Source organism: Halorussus aquaticus (assembly GCF_024218795.1).
Lineage (GTDB): Archaea > Halobacteriota > Halobacteria > Halobacteriales > Haladaptataceae > Halorussus > Halorussus aquaticus.
This window is the reverse complement of sequence record NZ_CP100400.1, coordinates 1370589-1390743: the sequence shown is the minus strand read 5'-3', so window position 1 is coordinate 1390743 and position 20155 is coordinate 1370589. Positions and strand designations below refer to the sequence as shown.

Sequence of the window (20155 nt, the reverse complement as noted above, 5' to 3'; positions counted from 1 at the left end):
CGGTCTACTCCCAGTTCTCTCGGACGGTCTTCTCGGCCTGTTTCATCGCCGCCTCGACGCCCGCGTCGCCGTTGAACACCTTGGTGAGCGCGTCGGTGAGCGGTTGCCACACCTTCCCCATCTTCGGATGGGTCGGCATCGGGGCGCCCTGCTGGACCGTCTCGGAGAAGGCCCGGACGTCCGAGGGGAGCGCGTCGCTCCCCGCGAGACTTTCGAGAACCGGGATGCTCCCCTGATTCTTGGCGGCCTTCTCGAGCAGGTCCTCGTTGGTGGTGTACCACTCGGCGAACGACTGCGCCGCGGCGGTGTCGGCGTCGTCTTCGCCCATGGCCTTCGCGAAGTACCACATCTGGATGCCGGTGAGCGGTCGGGCCTCGCCGCCCTCCGGCGAAGGGAGCTTCGCGACGCCGAAGTCCACGCCCTTCTCCTTCAGCGTACTCAGGTACCACGGACCGTTGATGGCGAACGCCGCGTTACCCTCCGAGAACGGGGCGGCCTGCGCCTCGTAGCTGGGGTCGTTCGGCATGAAAGGCTTGAAGTTGTCGAGCGCGAACTGGATTCCCTTCACGGTCTCGGATTGGGTCAGACCGAGCATCGGGTCGTTCTCGGGGTCGAAGTAGTAGCCGCCGAACGACTGCGCCCACGCGCTGACGAAGTAGGGGTCGAACGGGTAGCTCAGGCCGTACGTGTTGTTCTCGGGGTCGTGGTGTTCGTCCATCACCGACTTCATGTCGGCGACGGTCTCCGGCGGTTGGTCCACCATCTCCTCGTTGTAGACGAGCGACACCGTCTCGGCGGCGTACGGGAGTCCGACCACGTTCCCCTCGAATTGGACGGCCTCGGCCGCGGCGTCGGTGTAGGTGCCGAGGTCCACGTTCAGTTGGTCGCTCCGGTCGGTGACGAACCCGCGCTGGTAGTAGTCGCCCACCCAGTCGTGCGCCCAGTCGAACAGATGCGGTCCCTGTCCGGCCGGAATCGCGCTCGTGGTCTTCTTCTTCAGGTCCGAGACGTCCGACCCCTCGACGGTGTGCTTGGAGTCGTCGTTGAACTGTTTCAACGCGGCCTTGCGCGCCTCTAGCTCCGTGTTCTGCAGGCGGTACCACGCTTTCGCGGTCCCCGCGGGACCGGACTCGGTGGTCGTCCCGGAGTCGTCTCCGGCAGTAGTGTCGTCAGCGCCGCCGTCGCCGGACGTCGTCGTCTCGTTCTGTTCCTGAACGCTCGCGCAGCCCGCGAGACCACCGATAATGCCCGTCACACCGATGCTCTTGAGGGCTTTTCTGCGATTCATTGTCATGGGGTGAATAAGTGTTGAATTAGTAGTTCATAACTTAAAGCCTTGGATTTCCACATGGTCTTTCACGCGAGACGTCCGTTTCCCGAAGCCCCCACCGCCCGCCGAGAACCGTCGTTTCGTACTCCCCGTCGCGTCGTAGAGTGTAAAACCGTCGGTCTCACTCGGGCGGCGACCCGAACGACTGGACGGCCGCCGTTCCAAGAGACGACGAAATATTGCGTCACACATTCATCGAAGAGGACAAGAACTAAACCGTGGGGGACGTACGCACGGAGAAGGATGGCGACAGTAACGCTGGACGACCTCAGAAAGGAGTACACTAACGGGCAGATAGTGGCCGTGGAGGACATCGACTTGGACGTGGACGACGGGGAGTTCGTCACCGTGGTCGGCCCGTCGGGGTGCGGGAAATCCACCACCCTGCGGATGATTGCGGGACTCGAACGCCCGACTTCGGGCCGCATCGCGATAGGCGGGGAGGACGTGACGGACGTCCACGCACGCAAGCGCGACGTGGCGATGGTGTTCCAGAACTACGCGCTCTACCCCCACAAGACGGTCGATCAGAACATGGCGTTCGGTCTCCGGATGAGCACCGACCTCTCGAAGGACGAGCGCCGCGAGACGGTGCGCGAGACGGCCGAGATGATGGGTATCGAGGACCTGCTGGACAAGAAACCCGACGAACTCTCGGGCGGTCAGAAACAGCGCGTCGCGCTGGGCCGGGCCATCGTGCGCGACCCGGACGTGTTCCTGTTCGACGAACCGCTGTCGAACCTCGACGCCAAACTCCGGACGACGATGCGGACCGAGATTCAGCGACTCCAGAACGAACTCGAGACGACCTCGGTCTACGTGACACACGACCAAGAGGAGGCGATGACGATGGGCGACCGCATCGTCATCCTCGACGGCGGCGAACTCCAGCAGACCGGAGTCCCCAAGGAGGTGTACGACGACCCGGCCAACGAGTTCGTCGGCGGGTTCATCGGGTCGCCGAGCATGAACTTCCTGACGGTGCGCGTCGAGGACGACGGCGCGACGACCCGACTCGTCGGGGAGGACGGGTTCGACTACGAACTCACCGACGAGCGCCTGCGGGACGCGGTCGGGGGCCGCGACCGGGTTCGAATCGGTATCCGACCCGAGGACGTGTCGGTCTCCGGGCCGGGGCGCAACGCCGTCGAGACGACGGTCGAGGTCATCGAACCCGTCGGGTCGGACAACTACCTCCACCTCGGCGTCGGCGAGGACTTCATCGCGCGAGTCGCCTCCGACGTGGAACCGGAACAGGGCGAGTCGATTCACGTCGCGTTCGACGCGTCGGACCTCCACTTCTTCGACGCCGACGACGGCGAGTCGCTGCTGTACGAGACCGAGCGGTCGGCGGCCCCGACGGTCTGAGCGACGCCGTGACGCGGAAAATCTGAGCGCGAGCCTCCTTCTCTCGAAGTTTTCTACTCTTCGGGGACTGCGGCCGGTTCCTCGACCGACGCGTCGCGCTGGGCCAGCAGTGCGAGCGTCGTCGTCCGAAGCGCGTGTGGCCACCCCAGCGGTGTGGCGCTGTCGGGCGTCCCGTCGTCGAACACTTGCTCGGGGAGCAGCGCCCCGCCCGGACAGAGAACTCCGTCGGGGAGGACGAGTCCGAGCAGGTCGCGGGCCGTCGCCGCGAACTCCTCGGCGCGGCGGTCGCCCCGGTCGTCCAGCAGCGCCGCGAGGTTCGCGCAGGCGAACGCGCCCCACGCGGTCGAGACCGTCCATATCTTCTCGTCGTCCTGCGAGCGCGCCCGCCAGTCGTCGCCCTCGTAGCGCGCGAGACCGCGGACCGAACTCTCCGGCGGGTCGCGGTGGAGTTCGTCCACGACCGTCCGGACGTGCGAGACCACCCTGTCGAGGCGGCGGTCGTCCACCTCGCTCACGCGGGCGTACGCGAGGTGCGCGCTCGCCAGCGCGAGCGACCCCGAGTCACATCGAGTGTCGAGGGCACCCGGTTCGAGGTGGTCGGGCGAACCGTCGCCGTCGGTCTCGGTGACGAGTCGGTAGCCGTAGATGCCGCGCTCGGGGACCCAGAGGTCGTCGAGCGCCTCGTAGACGCGGTCGGCCTGCTCGGCGGCGCGGTCGGACAGGTCGGCCGCGCTCGCCGGGAGGTCGCCGTCCGCGGCGGCGACCGCGGCGTACGCTTCGAGGAACGTCGCGGCGGTGTGGGCGAACCGGCCCGTGGCGTCCTCCCACGCGTTCTGGCAGGCCACGGGGAGACCGTCGGACTCGACGGTCCGGTCGAGTCCGTCGAGCGCGTCCGCGAGCGTCCCGGTCGTCCTCTCGGCGAGGTCGGCGTCGAGTTCGGGGAGCGCGTCCGCGAGGAACGCGACGACGCTGGCGGTCTGGTCGGCCTGATACTCGCTGTAGTCGGTGTCGCCGCCGACCGCGAGGTGGCTGTTGGCCCACCCCGGCGCGAGCGTGCGGTTCCGCGGCCAGACGCGGTGGGGCCACGTCCCGTCGGCGAGTTGGGTCTCGCAGTAGCTCTCGGCGCTCCGGGCGTGCCAGTCGTCGAGTCCGAGGTCGAACTGGCGGTCCGCGCGCAGGAGGAACCGCGATATCTCGGCGTCGTCGCGGAACCACGTGTAGCCGTACCCGCCCGAGTGAGCGTAGTAGGGGTCGAACTCCGGCCCGGCGATGCGGAGACCGGTCGGGGCCGACAGCATGCCGACGACCCGGAGGTCGGCCGCCACCGCGTCGCGTCGGGGCAGGTCGTCCGGGGTGCGCGGTGCGCGGTCGCTGGCGGCCCGCTTCAGGGACTCCGCGCCGTCGTACTCGGCGACCACCTCGGCGAGTCGGTCGAGCGCCGCCTCACGGTCGGTCCGGGTCGCGTCGGTCAGGAGCGTCACGAGCGTCGCCGCGCCGTCCTCGAAGGGGAGTTCGCAGAACAGGTCGCCGCTCAGACTCGCCTCCTCCCGGCGACCGGCCTCCTCGGCCAGCGGTCGCTCGACGGGGTCGGCGTCGAGCAGTCGCGCGAAGTCGGCGGGGACGCACCCCCGCGCGGCGTCGAATCCGGTCGCGCTGGCCACGTAGTCGTGTTCGGCGTCGTGGTAGAGTTCGACGGCGTCGGCGTGGCGGAGTTGCGCGACGCCGGTGTCGCGCCCGTCGGGTCCGAAGCCGAGGAACCCGACCAGCGTTCCGGCGTCCGCGTTCTCGCTTACCACGTGAGTCACGTGCGCGCGCCCGAGAGTGAGGTCGTACTGAGTGAGGGTCGCTCCTCCGGCCTCGTCGGGCAGTCGGTGTTCGGTGATCACGAGCGTCGTCTCGCCAGCGTACGACTGGGAGACCGTCTCGCAGTCGTCGAACCACAGCAGGTCGCCGTCGCGTCGGACGCCGAGTCGGGACGTGTCCAGTCCGTTGCGACCCGTGAGCGGCGAACCGAAGTCCCGGGGGCCGCCGTCACGGTCCACGTGGACCAATCGACCGTCCCCGTTCGCGGGGGTGAACCCGGAGAACCGCCCGGTCGTCGTCCGGCGCTCGCCAGGGAAACGCGTGTCGTGGCCCTCGTGACGTTTGAAGTCGTCGAGAGCGTCGCGGAGTTGCATTGGCGGAACGAACGTGGCGGCTTCGTTAATAACCTTTGGTGTAATTGTTGTTCACACATACACACGTAACGGAACAGTGAAGTGCGTCGGCCCGGGCGGTTGGCGTATGCACGAACCCGGACCACCCAGATTCGCTCACGTCGGGGAGTCCGTCGAACTCGCGCCCCGCCGCCCGGACGCCGACGGTCGGTTCTCGTGGCGCGTCCGCGACCGACCCGACGACAGCGACGTTACCGTCGGCGACGGCGCGGTCGTCCACCTCGAACCGGACGTTCCCGGCGTCTACGCGCTCGAACTGGACGCCCCCGACGGGACCCACCGCCAGATTCTCCGGGCGTTCCCCGACCCCCGGCGAGCCGTCGAGTTCCGCGCGCCGATAGCCGACCTCCCGCTCCCGGCCGAGGAGATAACGTGCGTCTCGCTCACCGGGCCGTTCAACGAGTACACGCTCGGTCGCGACAGGATGGGTCGCGAGGGCGACAGCTACGTCGCGGAGTTCGACCTCCCGCCGGGCGACCACGAGGGCATCTGCGTGGTCAACGACGACTTCGAGCACTCCCACACCGTCGAGGTCTCGGTCCCCGGTCCCGGGCGTCCGCGCGTCCATCTCGACGCGAGCGTCGAGGGCGAGACGCTCGTCGTGACAGCGAGCGCGGAGGCCGCCCCGGACGGGAGCGACCCGGACGTGGAGTTCTGGCTGGACGACCGCGACGAGTTGGCCGAGTCGGCCGCGACCCGGGACGGGAGCGAACTCCGCGTGCCGGTCGCGGACCTGCCGGAGCGTGCTCGGGTCCACGCCGTCGCGGTCGCCGAGCGCCACAGTGTCGCCGACACAGTGGTCGTCGAACGACCGGCCGACGCCGCAGAGACTGGCGATACGAGAGACTCGACCGACGTGACCGTCTCGCGGCCCAACGACCCGCCGGAGTGGGCGCGCCACGCCACGGTCTACCAGATATTCGTGCGGCGGTTCGCGGGCGAGATGGTCGAGACGACGTTCGAGGAGATTGAGCGCCGGGTGCCGTACCTCGAATCGCTCGACGTGGACTGCCTCTGGCTCACCCCCGTCGTGGAGAGTCCCACCGACCACGGCTACCACGTCACCGACTACTTCGACACCGCTACCGACCTCGGCACCCGCGAGGAGTTCGAGTCGCTGGTCGAGCGCCTCCGCGAGGCCGGAATCCGGGTCGTGTTCGACCTCGTGGTCAACCACACCTCGCGGGACCACCCCGCGTTCCAGATGCACTCGGCGGACGTGCCCGAGTACGCCGACCACTACGAGCGCGTGCCCGCCGACCCCGCCGGGACCGACCGCGACGCCACCGACACCGACGACGTGGACTGGGCGGGCGAGGGCGCGCCGGGGTACTACTTCAACTGGACGCGCATCCCGAACCTCGACTACGACTCGCTGGCGGTCAGGTCGTGGATGCTCGACGTGGTGGACGAGTGGGCACCGCTGGTGGACGGCTTCCGCGCCGACGTGGCGTGGGGCGTCCCGCACGGCTTCTGGAAGGAGGTCCGCGACCGGGTGAAGTCCGAAGATTCGGAGTTCTTCCTGCTCGACGAGACCATCCCCCGGGACCCCCAGTTCCACGAGAACGAGTTCGACGCTCACTACGACACCGCGCTCTACGGCGCGCTCCGCGACATCGGCTCGGGCGAGGCCCCCGCCGACGCGCTGTTCGACGCGCTCGAAGCGAACCGCCGCGAGGGGTTCCCCGAGTCGTCGCTGCTGCTGCGCTACGTCGAGAACCACGACGAGACGCGCTACCTCGAAGCGTGCGGTCGGGCGGCGCTCCCTGCGGCCGCGGCCGCGACGTTCACCCTGCCGGGCGCGCCCATGATGTACTACGGACAGGAGCGGGGCGTCGCCGAGCAGCGCGGCGAGATGAAGTGGTACGACGGCGATTCGGCCCTCACCGCGTTCCACCGTCGGCTCTCGCGCCTGCGCGGCGAGCGGTCGGTCCTGCGGACCGGCGACGTCGAACGCGTCGAGTGGGAGTGCCCCGACCGACCGAACGACGACCGGACGGTCGCCTACGCCCGCGACGACGGCGACTCGCGGGTGGTCGTCGTCCTCAACTTCGGCGAGGAATCGCGCGAGGTCGCGGTCGGCGAAATCGCGGGCGAGACCGACCTGTTGACCGGCGCGTCGGTCGCCGTCGGGGGCAGCGCCGAGACCGGCGACGGGACGACAGTCGAAGTCGCCGACGCCGTGGTCCTCGAAAGCGAGGGCTGACCGAACGAGCGAGGACCGGTCGCTGAACCCCGGTAGTCGCGTCAGACGCGGCGCTTAAGTGGCGTCCCCGGCCAACTGTGAACGATGGACGACCCGACGCTCTCTCGACTGCTCCGGGAGTTCGGCTTCTCGGACAAGGAGATAGACATCTATCTGACGGTACTCGACCACGGCGAGGCGAAGGCCAGCGTCGTCGCCGACGACGCGGGCGTCTCTAAGCGGTACGTCTACAGCGTCAGCGAGGACCTAGCGGAGCGAGGTTTCGTCTCGGTCAACGACCACTCGGTCCCGACGACCATCAGGGCCGTCCCGCCCGAGGAGGTCGTGGACGCGCTCACCGACACCGCCGAGCAGATGCGACCCGCGCTCGAATCCCGGTACTCGCGGGTCGCGCCCCAGTCCGACGAGTTCGAGGTCATCAAGGCCCGCGTGACCGTCCTCAAACGCATCACCGCGCTCATCCGGGAGACCGACGAGGAGGTGACGCTGTCGGTTCCCCACGACCACCTCTCGGAGGTTGCCGACGAGTTGCGCGACGCCGTGGACCGCGGCGTCCTCGTCCTGCTGGTCGTCACGGGGGCCGACCCCGGCGCGGACCTCGGACTCGACGGTCTCGCCACGGTCGCTCGCGCGTGGGAGGAGTCGATGCCGACGATGATTACCGCGGACCGGACCCGGAGCATCGTCGCCCCGCCCGAGATGATAGCCCGGTCGAACAGCGGTGAGCGCGCCATCGCGTTCACCCAGCGCCAACTCGCGCCCGTCATGATCGGTTCGTTCTTCGGCAACTACTGGCCGATGGCTCAGGAGGTGTACGTCGCCGACGCCCACGACCTGCCCGAGACGTACGACGACTTCCGGCAGGCGGTCCTGCAGGCGACGCTCCACCTCCGGACGGGGCGGGAACTGGTCGCAACCGTCCGCGGGCAACCGACCGACGGCGACGACGGTCCCGGCGAAATCGAGGGGCAGGTCGTCGCGGTGCGGCAGGGACTGGTCGAACCCGCGAACAACTCCTTCCCGGTGGAGGCCGCGCTGGTGGTCGAGACCGGGGCCGGACGCTACAGCGTCGGCGGCGACGGCGCGTTCGTCGAGGACTACGAGGCGTCGGAAGTGGTGCTGGACTTCGCGGAAGAGTAAGACGGAGGACGGCGCGACCGCCGCCGGTCGCGCTCGGAACGGACACAGCAGTTTCCGGGCGACGTCAGTCCGAGTACGCGTTCTCGAACGGGTCCGGCGGCAACAGCAGGTCCTCCAGTTCCGGCATGTGCTTGATGTTGTACAAGACCGTCAGTTCGGCGGTGACGGGCATCCCGTTGCAGGACAACCGGATACCGCGCTCCATCAGTTCCGACGGGAGGACGTGACTGGCGGGCATCGACAGTTCGCCGTCCAGCAGCATGACGGCGCAGTTGGCGCACGCGCCGCCGCGGCAGGCGAAGGGCCACGCGTGGTCGTGGTCCTCGGCCGCTTCGAGCAGCGACTGGCCGGGTTGGACCTCGAACTGGCCGTAGTCCACCTCGTCGAGGTCCTCGGCCGCCGCCTTCCGGAGCAGGTCCTCGTCGTCGGTCTCCCACCCGAAATCCGTGAGGACGTCGTAGTTGAGATACGTGACCTCCGAGGAGACCTTCGGGTCTCGCGCTCGGTTCCGTGTCTGGTCGCGGTTCCGCGTCTGGTCCCGGTCGCGCGCTCGGCCGCGGTCCTGCGCCGAGTTCTCCGCCGAACCCGGACTCGGCGTTCGGTCGCTCGCACTGTCGCCCTCGGTAATCGGTTCGTCCGGGCGATAGCCAGCCTTGATTCTCTCGTAGGCCGTCCTGACCGCCTGAAACTCCGCGACCGACCCGCCCTGGTCGGGGTGGGCCTCCTTCACCCGCTCCCTGTAGGCCTGCTCGATTTCGGCGTCGTCGGCGTCGGAGTCGAGACGTAACACTTCGAACGGGGACTCCATCACCCTCTGCTAGCGAAATCCGAGGTAAAAACCTTGGCTCGGCACGCAGTCCGGCCGCCTTCGCGAGCGCGCCGGGGCGTCCGCGGCGATGAACTACAAGGGCGCAGGGACCGAACTGTCGGACATGGAACGCAGCAAGCGCGTTAGTGAGCGGAGCCGACTCGTCCGCACGATTCTCGCCGCCGGTCTGGCGGTCGCCGCAATTCGCTCGCTTCAGCGGGGGAAGCGACTGAGCGGGGTGCTAGCGGGGGTCGGCGCGCTGGCAGTCGGATACGGGGCGACGGCCGAGTCCGGGGAACTGTCCGAGACGCTCGGTATCGGCGAGACCGAGGAGGAGGCGGAACTGCGCTGTGCGGTCTGCGGCCAACCCATCCGACCGGGACAGCGCCGCGGGCCGAACGAGAACAACGAAATCGTCCACGAGGCCTGCATGGAAGCGGCGAAGTGAGCGGTCGGTTCGGAGTTCCCGTACTGCGAGGTCGAACCCGTCCGCGGTAGAGATTCGCGGCCGACGGTTCGGTCGCTGCGCTCGTTCGTGTTGTCGGCCGCAGGAATATGCCGCCTCCCCAGATTCGAACCGAAGCAAGACAGTCCGGGATGCACACTACGTTGCGCTTCCGGGCTGTGACTTGCAGGGTTCAAATCCGTACGGAGATGCAGATTCGCAGCCGACGGTTCGGTCGCTACGCTCCCTCACGTTGTCGCCCACAGAAGTATGCCGCCTCCCGGATTTGAACCGGGGACAGCTCGATCTTCAGTCGAGTGCTCTCCCAGTCTGAGCTAAGGCGGCGCACTCGCAACGAGGCACATGAGAGAGAAAAGCGTTTCGAAACACCACGACGGAAGCGGGACAACGACTTTGGTCCGCGAGACCGTCTCTCACGATATGGGCGACCCGGCCTGCTACCTCGAGTTCTGTCCCGACTGCGACGCACAGGTGACCATCGCGGACGAGGAGTGCCCCGACTGCGGGGCCGACATCGAGTGAGCGCGCCGGGTCAGGCGACCTTCCGGCGCTCGGAGAAGCGCGTCGTCCCGCTGTCGGAACGGACGACCGTGACGATGGTGACGTAGCCGTCGTTGGCACTGATAGCCATCCCGCCAGAGAAGCCCACGTCCACGCGTTTCGTCGAGGTGTGAGATTCGCCGGGTCCGAGAGTCCCGACGGTCTGGGTGCCCGACCAGAGCAGTTCGTCGTCCGCGTACATCTTCGTCGTGACGCGGACGTTCTCCCGGGGCGTCCCACCGGTGTTGTCCAATCGGGCCGTCACGTCCCGACAGGTGCTCCCGCACTTCTCGACGGTCAGGATGGTGAACGCGTACTCGCGGTCGTCCGTCGTCCCGGTCGTCGTTCCACCTGCATCGCTGTCGCTCGAATCTGTCCCGGTCGGCGACGCTCCCGCTTCGGTGTCGGTCGTCTCCGCGGACGGAGTCGTCCCGTCGCTCGGACTCGCGCCCGGAATTGCACCGTCGGCGAACAGGACGCCTCCTCCGACAGTCCCGAGCAGGACGACGGCCGCGGCCAGCAGACGGCGGTTCACCACATCACCCCGAAACTGGCGTGCCAGCGCATGGCCGTGGCGTTTCTCGTAGGGTGGTATAGGTTTGGTGGCTCCCGAGGAGTTCGACGTACCACGCGTCGCTACGAGTGGAGTTTCTCGTCCACTAGCCGTTTGACGTAGGGACTGACGTCGTGTTTCAGGACGTTCGCCCCCATAATCAGCGTCCACCCGGCCAGACCGAGGAACACGAGGAGGAAGACGGCCACGACGAGGACGTTGTTCCCGGCCCAGAGACGCGTCCCGAATAGCTGGTCGAGCGACCACAGCAACGCGCTGAAGACGAACCCGGCGGCACCGAGGGCCATCACCGCGTTCGCGTACTTCGTCCAGCGACTCCCCGTCAGTCTCCGTTCGGTCTCGGTCTCGGCCGCCGCTCGCACCTCGGCCTCCGTGCGGAGGTCGAGTCGTTCGAGCGACCGCAGGTCGTCTCCGTGCTCCGAGTACTCGTTCCCCCGAGCGCGAGCGGTCTCTATCAGGTTCTCTCGGTCGTACTGCTTCAGTTCGCGGATGCGCTCGATGGTGAGGTACGCGTTCGAGAGAGCCTCTCGAAGCTCCTCGTCCGGCGCGTCGTCGAACGCCAGATCGAGTTGTTTGTCCGGAACGTCGGCGAGGAGTTCGAAGTCGAGCGTGCCCGCCTGTAGCCGGTTGCGGATTCGTTGCTGGTCTCGTCGTTTCTTGCTCTCGGTCAACTCCTCGAAGTCGTTTCGGAGGCGTCGCCGCTGGGTCTTGGTGAGGAGCGACGCCGATTTCCGGGTCATGATACCGATATCACCTTTTTACGTTGTTATATCCACCGATGACGGAGATCTCGGAGAATCGTTGTACGCGGGTATCTCGTCGCTACAGGGGTGTATCGACCGGAGAGCGACCCCGGCATCGAGGAGAGCTACAGCGCCGAAATTTCGGGTGTATGGAGCTCTGAAGCCGATACAGGGGCGAAAACGGACGCCCCCCTTTATTGTCGTCATTCGGGTACCGGAGACCGGATGTCAGTGATAGAGACGAGAAATCTGACGAAGCGTTTCGGCGACGTGACCGCCGTCGACGGCCTGTCGTTCGAGGTCGAGGAGGGCGAAGTGTTCGGCTTCCTCGGTCCCAACGGTGCCGGAAAATCGACCACTATCAACGTGCTTCTCGGCTACATGTCCCCCACGTCGGGCAGCGGGACAGTGCTGGGCCACGACGTGGAGACGGAGTCGCGCGAACTCCGGGCGCGAACCGGCGTTCTACCGGAGAACGTCGGGGTCTACGACCGGCTAACCGGGCGGGAACACGTCGCCTCCGCGATTCGCATCAAAGACGCCGACGACGACCCGGAGGAGTTGCTCTCCCGGGTCGGTCTCGACCCGAACGCGTGGGACCGTCGGGCGGGCGGGTACTCGACGGGGATGGCGCAACGAATGGCGCTGGCGACTGCCCTCGCCGGTGACCCGGACCTGCTCGTCCTCGACGAACCCCAGTCGGGACTCGACCCTAACGGGATGCAGGAGATTCGGGATATCGTCCTCGAAGAGGCGGCCGCCGGGACCACCGTCTTCTTCTCGTCGCACATCCTCCCCGAAGTCGAGGCTGTCAGCGACCGCGTCGGCGTGATGCGGGCGGGAGAGATGGCGGCGGTGGACGGCATCGACACCCTCAGAGAACGGTGGACCGACGACACGGTCGTGCGGGCGACGGTCGCCCAGCCACCGGTTCGACCCGAGATGCTGGCGGACCTCGCCGGTGTCGAGGAGGCGGAGGTGGAAGAAGACCGCGTCACCGTCTCGTGCCGACGGCCGCGGGCGAAGGGACGAGTGATAGCGGCACTCGAACGGGCCGGGGGCGTCGCCGACTTCGAGGTAGACGAAGGGAGCCTCGAAGACACGTTCACGGCGCTCACGGGAAGTGCGGACGCGGGCGAGCAGACGGCGTCACCGAACGCCGAGGAACCGGAGGTGTCGGCGTGACCGACTTCGGTTCGGTGGTCAGCGTCGTCCGGCAGGACCTGCTGGACATCCGGCGCGGCCGACTGATGCAGGCGGTTCTCGGACTGTACGTCCTGTTCGTGGGGATTCTCTTCGTCGGCGTCGGCCTCACCGAGGGCCAGACGGTCTCCACGGCGATTCAGCTCACGGTGTTGATCGGCTTCCTGTTCGTGCCGCTGGTGTCGCTGTTCGCGGGCTACCTCGCCATCGCGGGCGAGCGCGAGTCCGGGACGATTCGGTTCCTCCTCGGCTACCCGCTCGAACGGAGCGAAGTGCTGCTCGGCAAGTACCTCTCCCGATTCGGTCTCGTCTCGGTGGCGGTCGGTCTCGCCTTCGCCGTCGCCGGAGCGGTGTCGGTGCAGCTGTTCGACCAGCCGCGACTCGACGCGGTTGCGACGTTCGGCGGCCTGACGCTCCTGTTCGCGGGATCGTACGTCGGTATCGGTATCGCCGTCTCCGCCGCGAGCGACAGTCGAGGGCGAGCGATGACCAACACCTTCGTGATGTACTTCGTGTTCACGCTCATGTGGTCGCGCCTCTCGCCGGTCACCGTGCCCCAGTTCGTCGCTGGCGCGGCGGACCTGTTGCTGGGGGTCCAACTCTCCGGCGGCGTCTGGCAGGTCTTCACCACGTTGAGTCCCGCCGAGGCGTACTTCCGGTCGCTCCGACTCCTCCCCGGCGGAGCGTTCGAGACGAGCGGGTCGGTCAGCACCGTCACGGTGGTCGGCGTGCTGCTCACGTGGATCGTCGTCCCGCCCGCCCTCGGCTACCTCTCGTTCGTCCGCGCCGAAATCGACTGACTGCGCGGGTCCGCCGACTGATACGTCGGCCCTCCACTCCGTTTTCCGGGTCCCTCAGCACGTCCGTTCTCTCCTCGACACGTTCTCCCGGCCGTAACCGCAGAAGCGAGCCACCGACCTGTTAGCCCGGCGTGACCGCCGGTCGTCGGAGGACATCTGGGTGCAGTTCTCGGTCCACCGGGGGAGAAGAGGGTCCACACTGACCGCTTCGGAAGCCGAGAAACCAGCGATTCGAGTCGGATGAACAGACTGCCGCCGTGCGACGACGAACGGCCGTCACCTCGCTCGTCGCGTCACACCGCGAGAAGTGGGTCCGGGCGGATTCGAACCGCGGTCGTTTCGCTACGCTCCACTCCCTGCTTCGAATCGCCCTCCGGTCACGGATTTGCGCCTCGCGGAGTCGCTCGGCGCAAAATGCAGTGGGTCCGGGCGGATTCGAACCACCGGCCTCAGCCTTGTAAAGGCCGCGTCATAACCAACTAGACCACGGACCCGATATCGGGACAAAACCGCTCGCCGGAAATAACTGTTACCTTCTCGGTCGCGTTTCGTAAACCACTACCACGGCCGCCGACTACTCTCGGCCATGGACGAACGCGTCGAGGCGCTCGCCGAACAGGAGGGCTGGCAGGCCGAGGAGTTCGCGGCCCGCGTCCACTACAAGGGCGGGGACGACTACTACAGCATCGAGTTCTACGCGCCGAGCGAGTGCGTGGTCTACTGGAAGGTGAAGGGAGACGGCGAGACCGCGGTCCCGGTCGGCCGCGACACCGTGCCCGGTCCGCTCCGCGACCGCATCCGACAGGACTTGGCTCAGGCCGACGTGGACCCCGAGATAGAGTCCCAATCGCTGTAGTTCGGGACGAGCGTCGTCGGACTCTTCGGCGCGTTCTGCTACTCGTTCACAGACTACCGATACGCATAAGGTCGGTCTATTCGTCATTTCGAAGCCCAATGAGAACGCTCGAAGCCACGCCTCCGGTGTTTCGATTCGAAGGAAAGTTTTTCAACGGCCGAACCTTTTCACAGTGGTAATGAGTTTCACAGACGACGAAGACGACCCGTTCGAGGAACAACGGGAGCAGGCCGAGAACCCGATGAAACGGCTGTTCCTCGAGTACGGGTCCGACAACACGTTCGCGTTCGTCACGGGCGTCGTGGCGAGCATCTTCGCACGAGTGCTGAACCTGCTCCCGCCGGTAATCCTCGGCGTCGCCATCGACTCGTTGTTCGGCCAGCAGTCGAACCAGATTCCGTACGCGGACGCGCTGGCGGGTCAACTCCCGTTCGTATCGAGCGGGTTAGTAGCGTCCATCACACCGGCAGGACGGACCGGACAGTTCTGGTTCTCGGTCGGCGTCGTCGCGGCCGCGTTCGGCGTCGGTGCGGCGTTCCACTGGGCGAGGAACTGGGGTTGGAACTCCTTCGCACAGAACATCCAGCACAACATCCGGACCGACACGTACGACAAGATGCAACGGCTGAACATGGACTTCTTCGCCGACAAGCAGACCGGCGAGATGATGTCCATCCTGTCGAACGACGTGAACCGACTGGAGCGGTTCCTCAACGACGGGATGAACTCGGCGTTCCGACTTGGCGTGATGGTACTCGCCATCGCGGCCTTCCTCTTCGCCATCAACTGGCAGTTGGCGCTCGTGGCGATGGTGCCCGTGCCGCTCATCGCTATCTTCACCTACAAGTTCATCCAGATTATCCAGCCGAAGTACGCCGACGTTCGGACCGCGGTGGGCAACGTCAACTCCCGACTGGAGAACAACCTCGGCGGGATTCAGGTCATCAAGACGAGCAACACCGAGAGCTACGAGTCCGACCGGGTCGAGGACGTGTCGAACGACTACTTCGACTCGAACTGGGGCGCCATCGTCACCCGCATCAAGTTCTTCCCCTCGCTCCAGATTCTCTCCGGACTCGGATTCGCGCTCACGTTCGTCGTCGGCGGTCTCTGGGTGTTCAACGGCGAGGGGCCGTGGTTCTTCACCGGAACCCTCAGACCCGGCGAGTTCGTCACGTTCATCCTGTTCACCCAGCGGTTCATCTGGCCGATGGCGCAGTTCGGCTCCATCATCAACATGTACCAACGCGCGTACGCGTCGAGTTCCCGCATCTTCGGGCTGATGGACGAACCGAGCCGAATCCGGGAGGACCCCGACGCCGAGGACCTCGTGGTCGAGGACGGCGACGTCGTCTACGACGACGTGACCTTCGGCTACGACGAGGACGAGACCATCGTGAACGACATCAGCTTCGAGGTGGAGGGCGGCGACACCCTCGCGCTGGTGGGACCGACGGGCGCGGGCAAGTCCACCGTCCTCAAACTCCTGCTCCGGATGTACGACGTGAACGAGGGAGCCATCCGCATCGACGACACCGACCTGCGGGACGTGAGTCTGCCGAGTCTCCGCCAGAACATCGGCTACGTCAGTCAGGACACGTTCATGTTCTACGGGACAGTCGAGGAGAACATCGCCTACGGCACCTTCGACGTGGATCACGAGGACATCGTGGAGGCCGCGAAGGCCGCGGAGGCCCACGAGTTCATCGAGAACCTGCCGGACGGCTACGAGACCGAAGTCGGCGAGCGCGGGGTGAAACTCTCTGGCGGGCAGCGCCAGCGCATCTCCATCGCCCGCGCGGTGCTGAAAGACCCCGAAATTCTCGTGCTGGACGAGGCGACCAGCGACGTGGACACCGAGACCGAGATGCTCATCCAGCGGAGTCTGGACGACCTCACCGAGGACCGGACCACGTTCGCCATCGCCCACCGCCTCTCGACCATCAAGGACGCGGACAAAATCGTGGTCCTCGAAGGCGGCGAAATCGCGGAGCGCGGGACTCACGACGAACTGCTCGACGAGGACGGTCTCTACGCGCACCTCTGGGGCGTGCAGGCCGGGGAAATCGACGAGTTGCCCGAGGAGTTCATCGAGCGCGCGACCCGGCGAACCGCCAGAACGGACGCGGGCGACTGATATTCGCGGTACCGAACGCGACCACTCGCGGTCGTACCGATTATCGTCGCCGGTACTTCCCGCCGCCTTTCTCTATCTGGAAGTCGCGCTGTCTGTCGAGTTGCCTGTCGAACCGGCGCTCGTACTCCCGCGTGGCGCGCTCGCGGTCGGGCCGACGGCCGGAAGTTTGCCGACGCTGACGCGGAGGCTCGCCCTGCGGGCCGGGTTGGCCACCACGACCGGACGGACTGGTCCCACCGCCGCGGCTCGGGTCCCACCGCCCGCCGTACTTCGGCGGCCCGGACTCGGGGTCGCTCCCCCCCGCGCGCTCACTGCGCTCCGACGAACCCCGGACTCGCTCGCCTCGCTCGGCCCCGTCCGTCGGTGCAGGCTCGGAGGGGTTCTTCGGCGGCTGCGTTCGCTTCGGCGGCGTCGCGTCGGGCGCGGACCGGCCACCCTCACCGGGCGTCGAATCGGGCCGCGCCGAAGCGTCTCGACCGCCGGTCGGACCCGGGCCGCTCTCGGCATCCAGACCGCCGGGTTGCTCCGGCGGACCGGTCGGTTCGCGGTCACCGGTCTGCTCTCCGGACGGTGGGTTGCCCGACAGTGGCCCGCCACCGGGTGGGTTACCCGAGGAGGGTTTGCCGGGGGACGATTCGCCCGGTGGCGGTCCCCTGGTGCCCTCGGTCGGGGCATCGCCGCTCGGGGGTCGAGCGCCGTACCGTCGTTGCTGGGAGTTCGGCCGGTCGGTCTGGTTCCCGTAACGTCGGTCGGTCCCGCCGGGTCCTGTCGGCGGCGGGGACTCGCCGCCCGGCGCGTCGCCGCGTCGGCGAGAGTCCGCGTCTCGGCCCCCGTTACCGTAGGTCCGCACGCTCCCCTCGTCGTCCCCGTCGCCGGAGGACGGGTCGGTCGTCGCCGGTCCGAAGCGGTCCGGGGAGTCGGCCGACCCCGCGCGGTCCTCGCGCTGCTCGTCGTCGGTGTCGCCGTCGTCAGTAGCCATGGTTCCGTACGGGAGTTGACCGATTCGGCGAATAAACCGGAGCGACCGTTCACATCGTTCGCGTCGGCGGCGGCCGGTTCAACGCGGCATTACGCCGACGGCACGGAGATTCCCGGCCGAATTTCCGGGTGCGGGCGGGTCAGGACGTTTCGGCGGACCCGTCGCGGTGGTCGGCCGCGACGAACTCGACGCCGTACTCGTGCAACCACTCCAGTACCGCGCGGACGGCCTCCGGGTCGGCGACGCGATACGGTGCCTCGGTCGCGGGGTCGTCGCCGACTTTGACGCCGAGACCCCGGTCGTCGAGCAGACTGAAGGCCGCCTCGTCGGTCGTGTCGTCGCCGACGTAGACCGGAAGCCAGCGCTCGTCGTCGGGGACGAGTTCGTCGCGGAGTTCGCGGACCGCCTCGCCCTTGTCCCATTCCACCGCGGGCCGGAGTTCCAGCACGTCCTTGCCGGTGGTCAGGCGCACGTCGTCGCGGGCGGCGACCAGCGACTCGACCGAGTCCACGACCCGGGGCACCTCGTCGTCGTCCACGAGTCGGTGGTGGACGGTGGCGGTCACGCCCTTGTTCTCCACGATGACGCCTTCGATGTCCGCGAGTTCGTCGGTCAGCAGGTCGCAGAGTTCGGCGATGTCGTCCTTGGCCGCGCTGGCGGTCGGGTGGACGGTGTACTCGTCGGCGTGGATTTCCAGACCGTGGTTCCCGGCGTAGGAGATGTCGGGGACGCCGACGCGCTCGCGCACGTCGGCCAGTTCCCGGCCGCTGACGACCGCGACCTCGACGTTCGGTTCGTCGGCCAGCGACGCGACGGCCTCGCGCGTCGGGTCGGGAATCGTCGCCTCCTCCGGGAGGTTCTCGATGGCCGCGAGGGTGCCGTCGAAGTCGAGCGCGACGAGCAGACCCTCGTGGTCCACGAGTTCTTCGACGACGACGTAGAGGTTCTCGCGGAGTCGGGCCGGAATCTCGGCGTCCGCGTCGTCCGGGCCGTCGGCATCGTCGTCCGGGACTGTTTCGCCGTCGGTGCTATCGTCCGGGTCGGTGTCGCCGTCGTGGTCCGGGTCGGTGTCGCCGTCGTGGTCCGGGTCGGTGGAGTCTGCCATCGGTGGATGCGAATGTCGAATCGGTAGCCGCGTCAGTCGTCGGTCGGACTCGGTCTGCTCTGCCGGAGCGAACGCCGCCCGCGTTCGACGGCGGCGGCGGTCTCGAAGGTGGACTCAAGCCACTCGTAGACGTCCTTCGCGTGGACCTCGCGCTGGAGGTCCGCGACGCGCGTGCGGCGCTCGGCCAGCGACAGCGAGAGCGCCTCGGCGATACCGTCGGCGAAGCCCGGCGTGTCGTAGGGGTGGACGAGGACGGCCCCGTCGCCCAACTGGTCGGTCGCGCCCGCGAGTTCGCTCAGGACGAGGACGCCGGGGTCGCGGGTCTGGGCCGCGACGTACTCCTTGGCGACGAGGTTCATCCCGTCGCGGACCGGCGTCACGAGGCCGAGGTCGGCCTCGCGGTAGAGCGCGGCGATGGCCGCCCCGGGGAGGTGGTCGGTGGTGTATATCACGGGCGTCCAGTCGTCGGTGCCGAACCGGTCGTTGATGCGCTCGATTTCGGCGGCGACGCGGTCCTGCAGTCGGTCGTAGGCCTCGATGCCCGACCTGCTCTCGGTGCCCTTCTGGACGTAGGTGAACTCGCCGCGCCGCTCGGGGTTGTCGGCCCAGAAGCGTTCGAGCGCGGCGAGGCGCTGTTCGATGCCCTTGGTGTAGTCGAGGCGCTCGACGCCCACCGCGAGGGTGTCGCTCGGGTCGATGCCGTGGGTCTCGCTGAACTCGGCCCACCACTCGTCGGCCTCGTCGGACTCGGCGAGGTCGGCCTGTCTGCTGGCGTCGATGCCGAGCGGGAACGACCGCACGAAGGTGCGGTGGCCGCGGTACGAGACGCTGCTGCTGGCCCGGTCCACGCGGGCGTCGGTCGCGGCCTCCACGCAGTCGAGGAAGTTCCGGCAGTAGTCCTCGGTGTGGAACCCCACGAGGTCGTTGGCGAGCAGTCCGTCGAGCAGTTGCTCGTACTGCGGACACGCCCTGAACACGTCCCGCGACGGCCACGGGATGTGCCAGAAGTGCGCGAGGAAGGCGTCGGGCCGGGCGTTCCGGACCCGGCGCGGGGCCAGCGCGAGGTGGTAGTCCTGAAACCAGACCACGGGGTCGCTCCCCGCGTCGTCCGTCGAGTCGAGAATCGCGTCGGCGAAGTCGGCGTTGGTCTCACGGTACTCGCGCCAGAACTCCTCGCGCGGAGTCATCTTCGCGGTGTCGAGGTGACACAGCGGCCAGAGCACCTGATTGCTGTACCCGCGGTAGTAGCCCTCGACCTGTTCGTCGGTCAGCCAGACGCGTTTGAGGTCGTACGCGGGGTCCTCGGGCGGGACCGCAACGGTGTCGTCCGGGCCGACCACCTCGCGGTCGGCGTCGCCGTCGCCCCACGCGACCCACGTCCCCTCGACGGCCTGCATCACGGGGTCAAGCGCCGCGGTGAGACCGCCCGCCGGGCGGTCCACGTCGATAGCGCCCCGGTCGTCGGTCTCCCCCTCGTAGTTGTGGCTGTACGGTTGGCGGTTCGATGCCACGACGAGTTCGCGGTCCTCGCAGAGGTCTGCGACTGTCTCGGCGGCCGATTCGATGGTCGCCCCTGTCGTGTTCGTTGTCATCCTGAGAGTGTGTCTCCCGTCTCCCTCGGCGGACGAGCGTCCGCCGTCGGCGTGTTCTGCTACCCGAGAGTTGCCGATACGCCCTGATAATG

The 20155-nt window shown here is 67.5% G+C and carries 17 protein-coding genes and 2 tRNA genes; 9 read left to right on the top strand and 10 right to left on the bottom strand.

The window, feature by feature from the left end; genetic code table 11:
• Window positions 1-4: 4 nt before the first annotated feature.
• Window positions 5-1294 (bottom strand): extracellular solute-binding protein, encoded by a 1290-nt coding sequence (locus NGM06_RS07180; RefSeq protein ID WP_254269618.1) that lies wholly within the window; start codon window positions 1292-1294, stop codon window positions 5-7.
• 279 nt (window positions 1295-1573) lie between these two features.
• On the opposite strand from NGM06_RS07180, the gene NGM06_RS07175 reads away from it, so the two are divergent.
• Window positions 1574-2698, top strand: a complete 1125-nt coding sequence (locus NGM06_RS07175; RefSeq protein WP_254269617.1) for an ABC transporter ATP-binding protein — start codon at window positions 1574-1576, stop codon at window positions 2696-2698.
• A 53-nt stretch (window positions 2699-2751) separates the two neighbouring features.
• Here NGM06_RS07175 and NGM06_RS07170 read toward each other — a convergent pair whose 3' ends face one another.
• Window positions 2752-4875: a DUF7997 domain-containing protein gene (locus tag NGM06_RS07170; RefSeq protein WP_254269616.1), complete on the bottom strand. Its 2124-nt coding sequence runs from the start codon at window positions 4873-4875 to the stop codon at window positions 2752-2754.
• A 106-nt stretch (window positions 4876-4981) separates the two neighbouring features.
• Here NGM06_RS07170 and NGM06_RS07165 point away from each other — a divergent pair, with 106 nt between their 5' ends.
• Window positions 4982-7120, top strand: a complete 2139-nt coding sequence (locus tag NGM06_RS07165; RefSeq protein ID WP_254269615.1) for an alpha-amylase family glycosyl hydrolase — start codon at window positions 4982-4984, stop codon at window positions 7118-7120.
• A gap of 84 nt (window positions 7121-7204) precedes the next feature.
• Window positions 7205-8260 carry a TrmB family transcriptional regulator gene (locus tag NGM06_RS07160; protein ID WP_254269614.1) on the top strand — a complete coding sequence of 352 codons (1056 nt, stop codon included), beginning with the start codon at window positions 7205-7207 and terminating at the stop codon, window positions 8258-8260.
• A 64-nt stretch (window positions 8261-8324) separates the two neighbouring features.
• Here NGM06_RS07160 and fer read toward each other — a convergent pair whose 3' ends face one another.
• Entirely contained in the window at window positions 8325-9068 is a 744-nt protein-coding gene (gene fer, locus NGM06_RS07155) for a ferredoxin Fer (RefSeq protein WP_254269613.1), read from the bottom strand.
• A gap of 88 nt (window positions 9069-9156) precedes the next feature.
• Here fer and NGM06_RS07150 point away from each other — a divergent pair, with 88 nt between their 5' ends.
• Window positions 9157-9516, top strand: a complete 360-nt coding sequence (locus NGM06_RS07150; protein ID WP_254269612.1) for a DUF2892 domain-containing protein — start codon at window positions 9157-9159, stop codon at window positions 9514-9516.
• 268 nt (window positions 9517-9784) lie between these two features.
• Here the strand turns inward: NGM06_RS07150 and NGM06_RS07145 are convergent.
• Window positions 9785-9858, bottom strand: a tRNA-Phe gene (locus NGM06_RS07145).
• Window positions 9859-9876: 18 nt separating this feature from the next.
• Here NGM06_RS07145 and NGM06_RS07140 point away from each other — a divergent pair.
• Window positions 9877-10056: a hypothetical protein gene (locus tag NGM06_RS07140; protein WP_254269611.1), complete on the top strand. Its 180-nt coding sequence runs from the start codon at window positions 9877-9879 to the stop codon at window positions 10054-10056.
• A gap of 10 nt (window positions 10057-10066) precedes the next feature.
• Here the strand turns inward: NGM06_RS07140 and NGM06_RS07135 are convergent, their stop codons facing one another.
• Both NGM06_RS07135 and NGM06_RS07130 read right to left on the bottom strand, forming a co-directional pair.
• Entirely contained in the window at window positions 10067-10609 is a 543-nt protein-coding gene (locus tag NGM06_RS07135) for a hypothetical protein (RefSeq protein WP_254269610.1), read from the bottom strand.
• Window positions 10610-10710: 101 nt separating this feature from the next.
• The gene (locus NGM06_RS07130; RefSeq protein WP_254269609.1) at window positions 10711-11388 is read right to left on the bottom strand and encodes a hypothetical protein; all 678 of its coding nucleotides are present in this window, start codon (window positions 11386-11388) and stop codon (window positions 10711-10713) included.
• A gap of 228 nt (window positions 11389-11616) precedes the next feature.
• On the opposite strand from NGM06_RS07130, the gene NGM06_RS07125 reads away from it, so the two are divergent.
• Both NGM06_RS07125 and NGM06_RS07120 read left to right on the top strand, forming a co-directional pair.
• The gene (locus NGM06_RS07125) at window positions 11617-12576 is read left to right on the top strand and encodes an ABC transporter ATP-binding protein (protein ID WP_254269608.1); all 960 of its coding nucleotides are present in this window, start codon (window positions 11617-11619) and stop codon (window positions 12574-12576) included.
• Window positions 12573-13394, top strand: a complete 822-nt coding sequence (locus tag NGM06_RS07120) for an ABC transporter permease subunit (RefSeq protein ID WP_254269607.1) — start codon at window positions 12573-12575, stop codon at window positions 13392-13394. Before NGM06_RS07125 ends, NGM06_RS07120 begins: the two co-directional genes overlap by 4 nt.
• A gap of 420 nt (window positions 13395-13814) precedes the next feature.
• Here the strand turns inward: NGM06_RS07120 and NGM06_RS07115 are convergent.
• Window positions 13815-13888, bottom strand: a tRNA-Val gene (locus NGM06_RS07115).
• A gap of 92 nt (window positions 13889-13980) precedes the next feature.
• Between NGM06_RS07115 and NGM06_RS07110 the strand changes: the two genes are divergently transcribed.
• Window positions 13981-14250: a DUF7538 family protein gene (locus NGM06_RS07110; RefSeq protein ID WP_254269606.1), complete on the top strand. Its 270-nt coding sequence runs from the start codon at window positions 13981-13983 to the stop codon at window positions 14248-14250.
• A 178-nt stretch (window positions 14251-14428) separates the two neighbouring features.
• Entirely contained in the window at window positions 14429-16387 is a 1959-nt protein-coding gene (locus NGM06_RS07105; protein ID WP_254269605.1) for an ABC transporter ATP-binding protein, read from the top strand.
• Between the two features lie 40 nt (window positions 16388-16427).
• Here the strand turns inward: NGM06_RS07105 and NGM06_RS07100 are convergent, their stop codons facing one another.
• From NGM06_RS07100 to NGM06_RS07090, 3 genes are all read right to left on the bottom strand, one after another.
• Window positions 16428-17366 carry a hypothetical protein gene (locus tag NGM06_RS07100; protein WP_254269604.1) on the bottom strand — a complete coding sequence of 313 codons (939 nt, stop codon included), beginning with the start codon at window positions 17364-17366 and terminating at the stop codon, window positions 16428-16430.
• Between the two features lie 139 nt (window positions 17367-17505).
• Window positions 17506-18471 carry a trehalose-phosphatase gene (gene otsB, locus NGM06_RS07095; RefSeq protein WP_254269603.1) on the bottom strand — a complete coding sequence of 322 codons (966 nt, stop codon included), beginning with the start codon at window positions 18469-18471 and terminating at the stop codon, window positions 17506-17508.
• A 32-nt stretch (window positions 18472-18503) separates the two neighbouring features.
• On the bottom strand, window positions 18504-20063 hold the full coding sequence (locus NGM06_RS07090) for an alpha,alpha-trehalose-phosphate synthase (UDP-forming) (protein ID WP_254269602.1): 1560 nt from the start codon (window positions 20061-20063) through the stop codon (window positions 18504-18506).
• Between the last annotated feature and the right edge of the window lie 92 nt (window positions 20064-20155).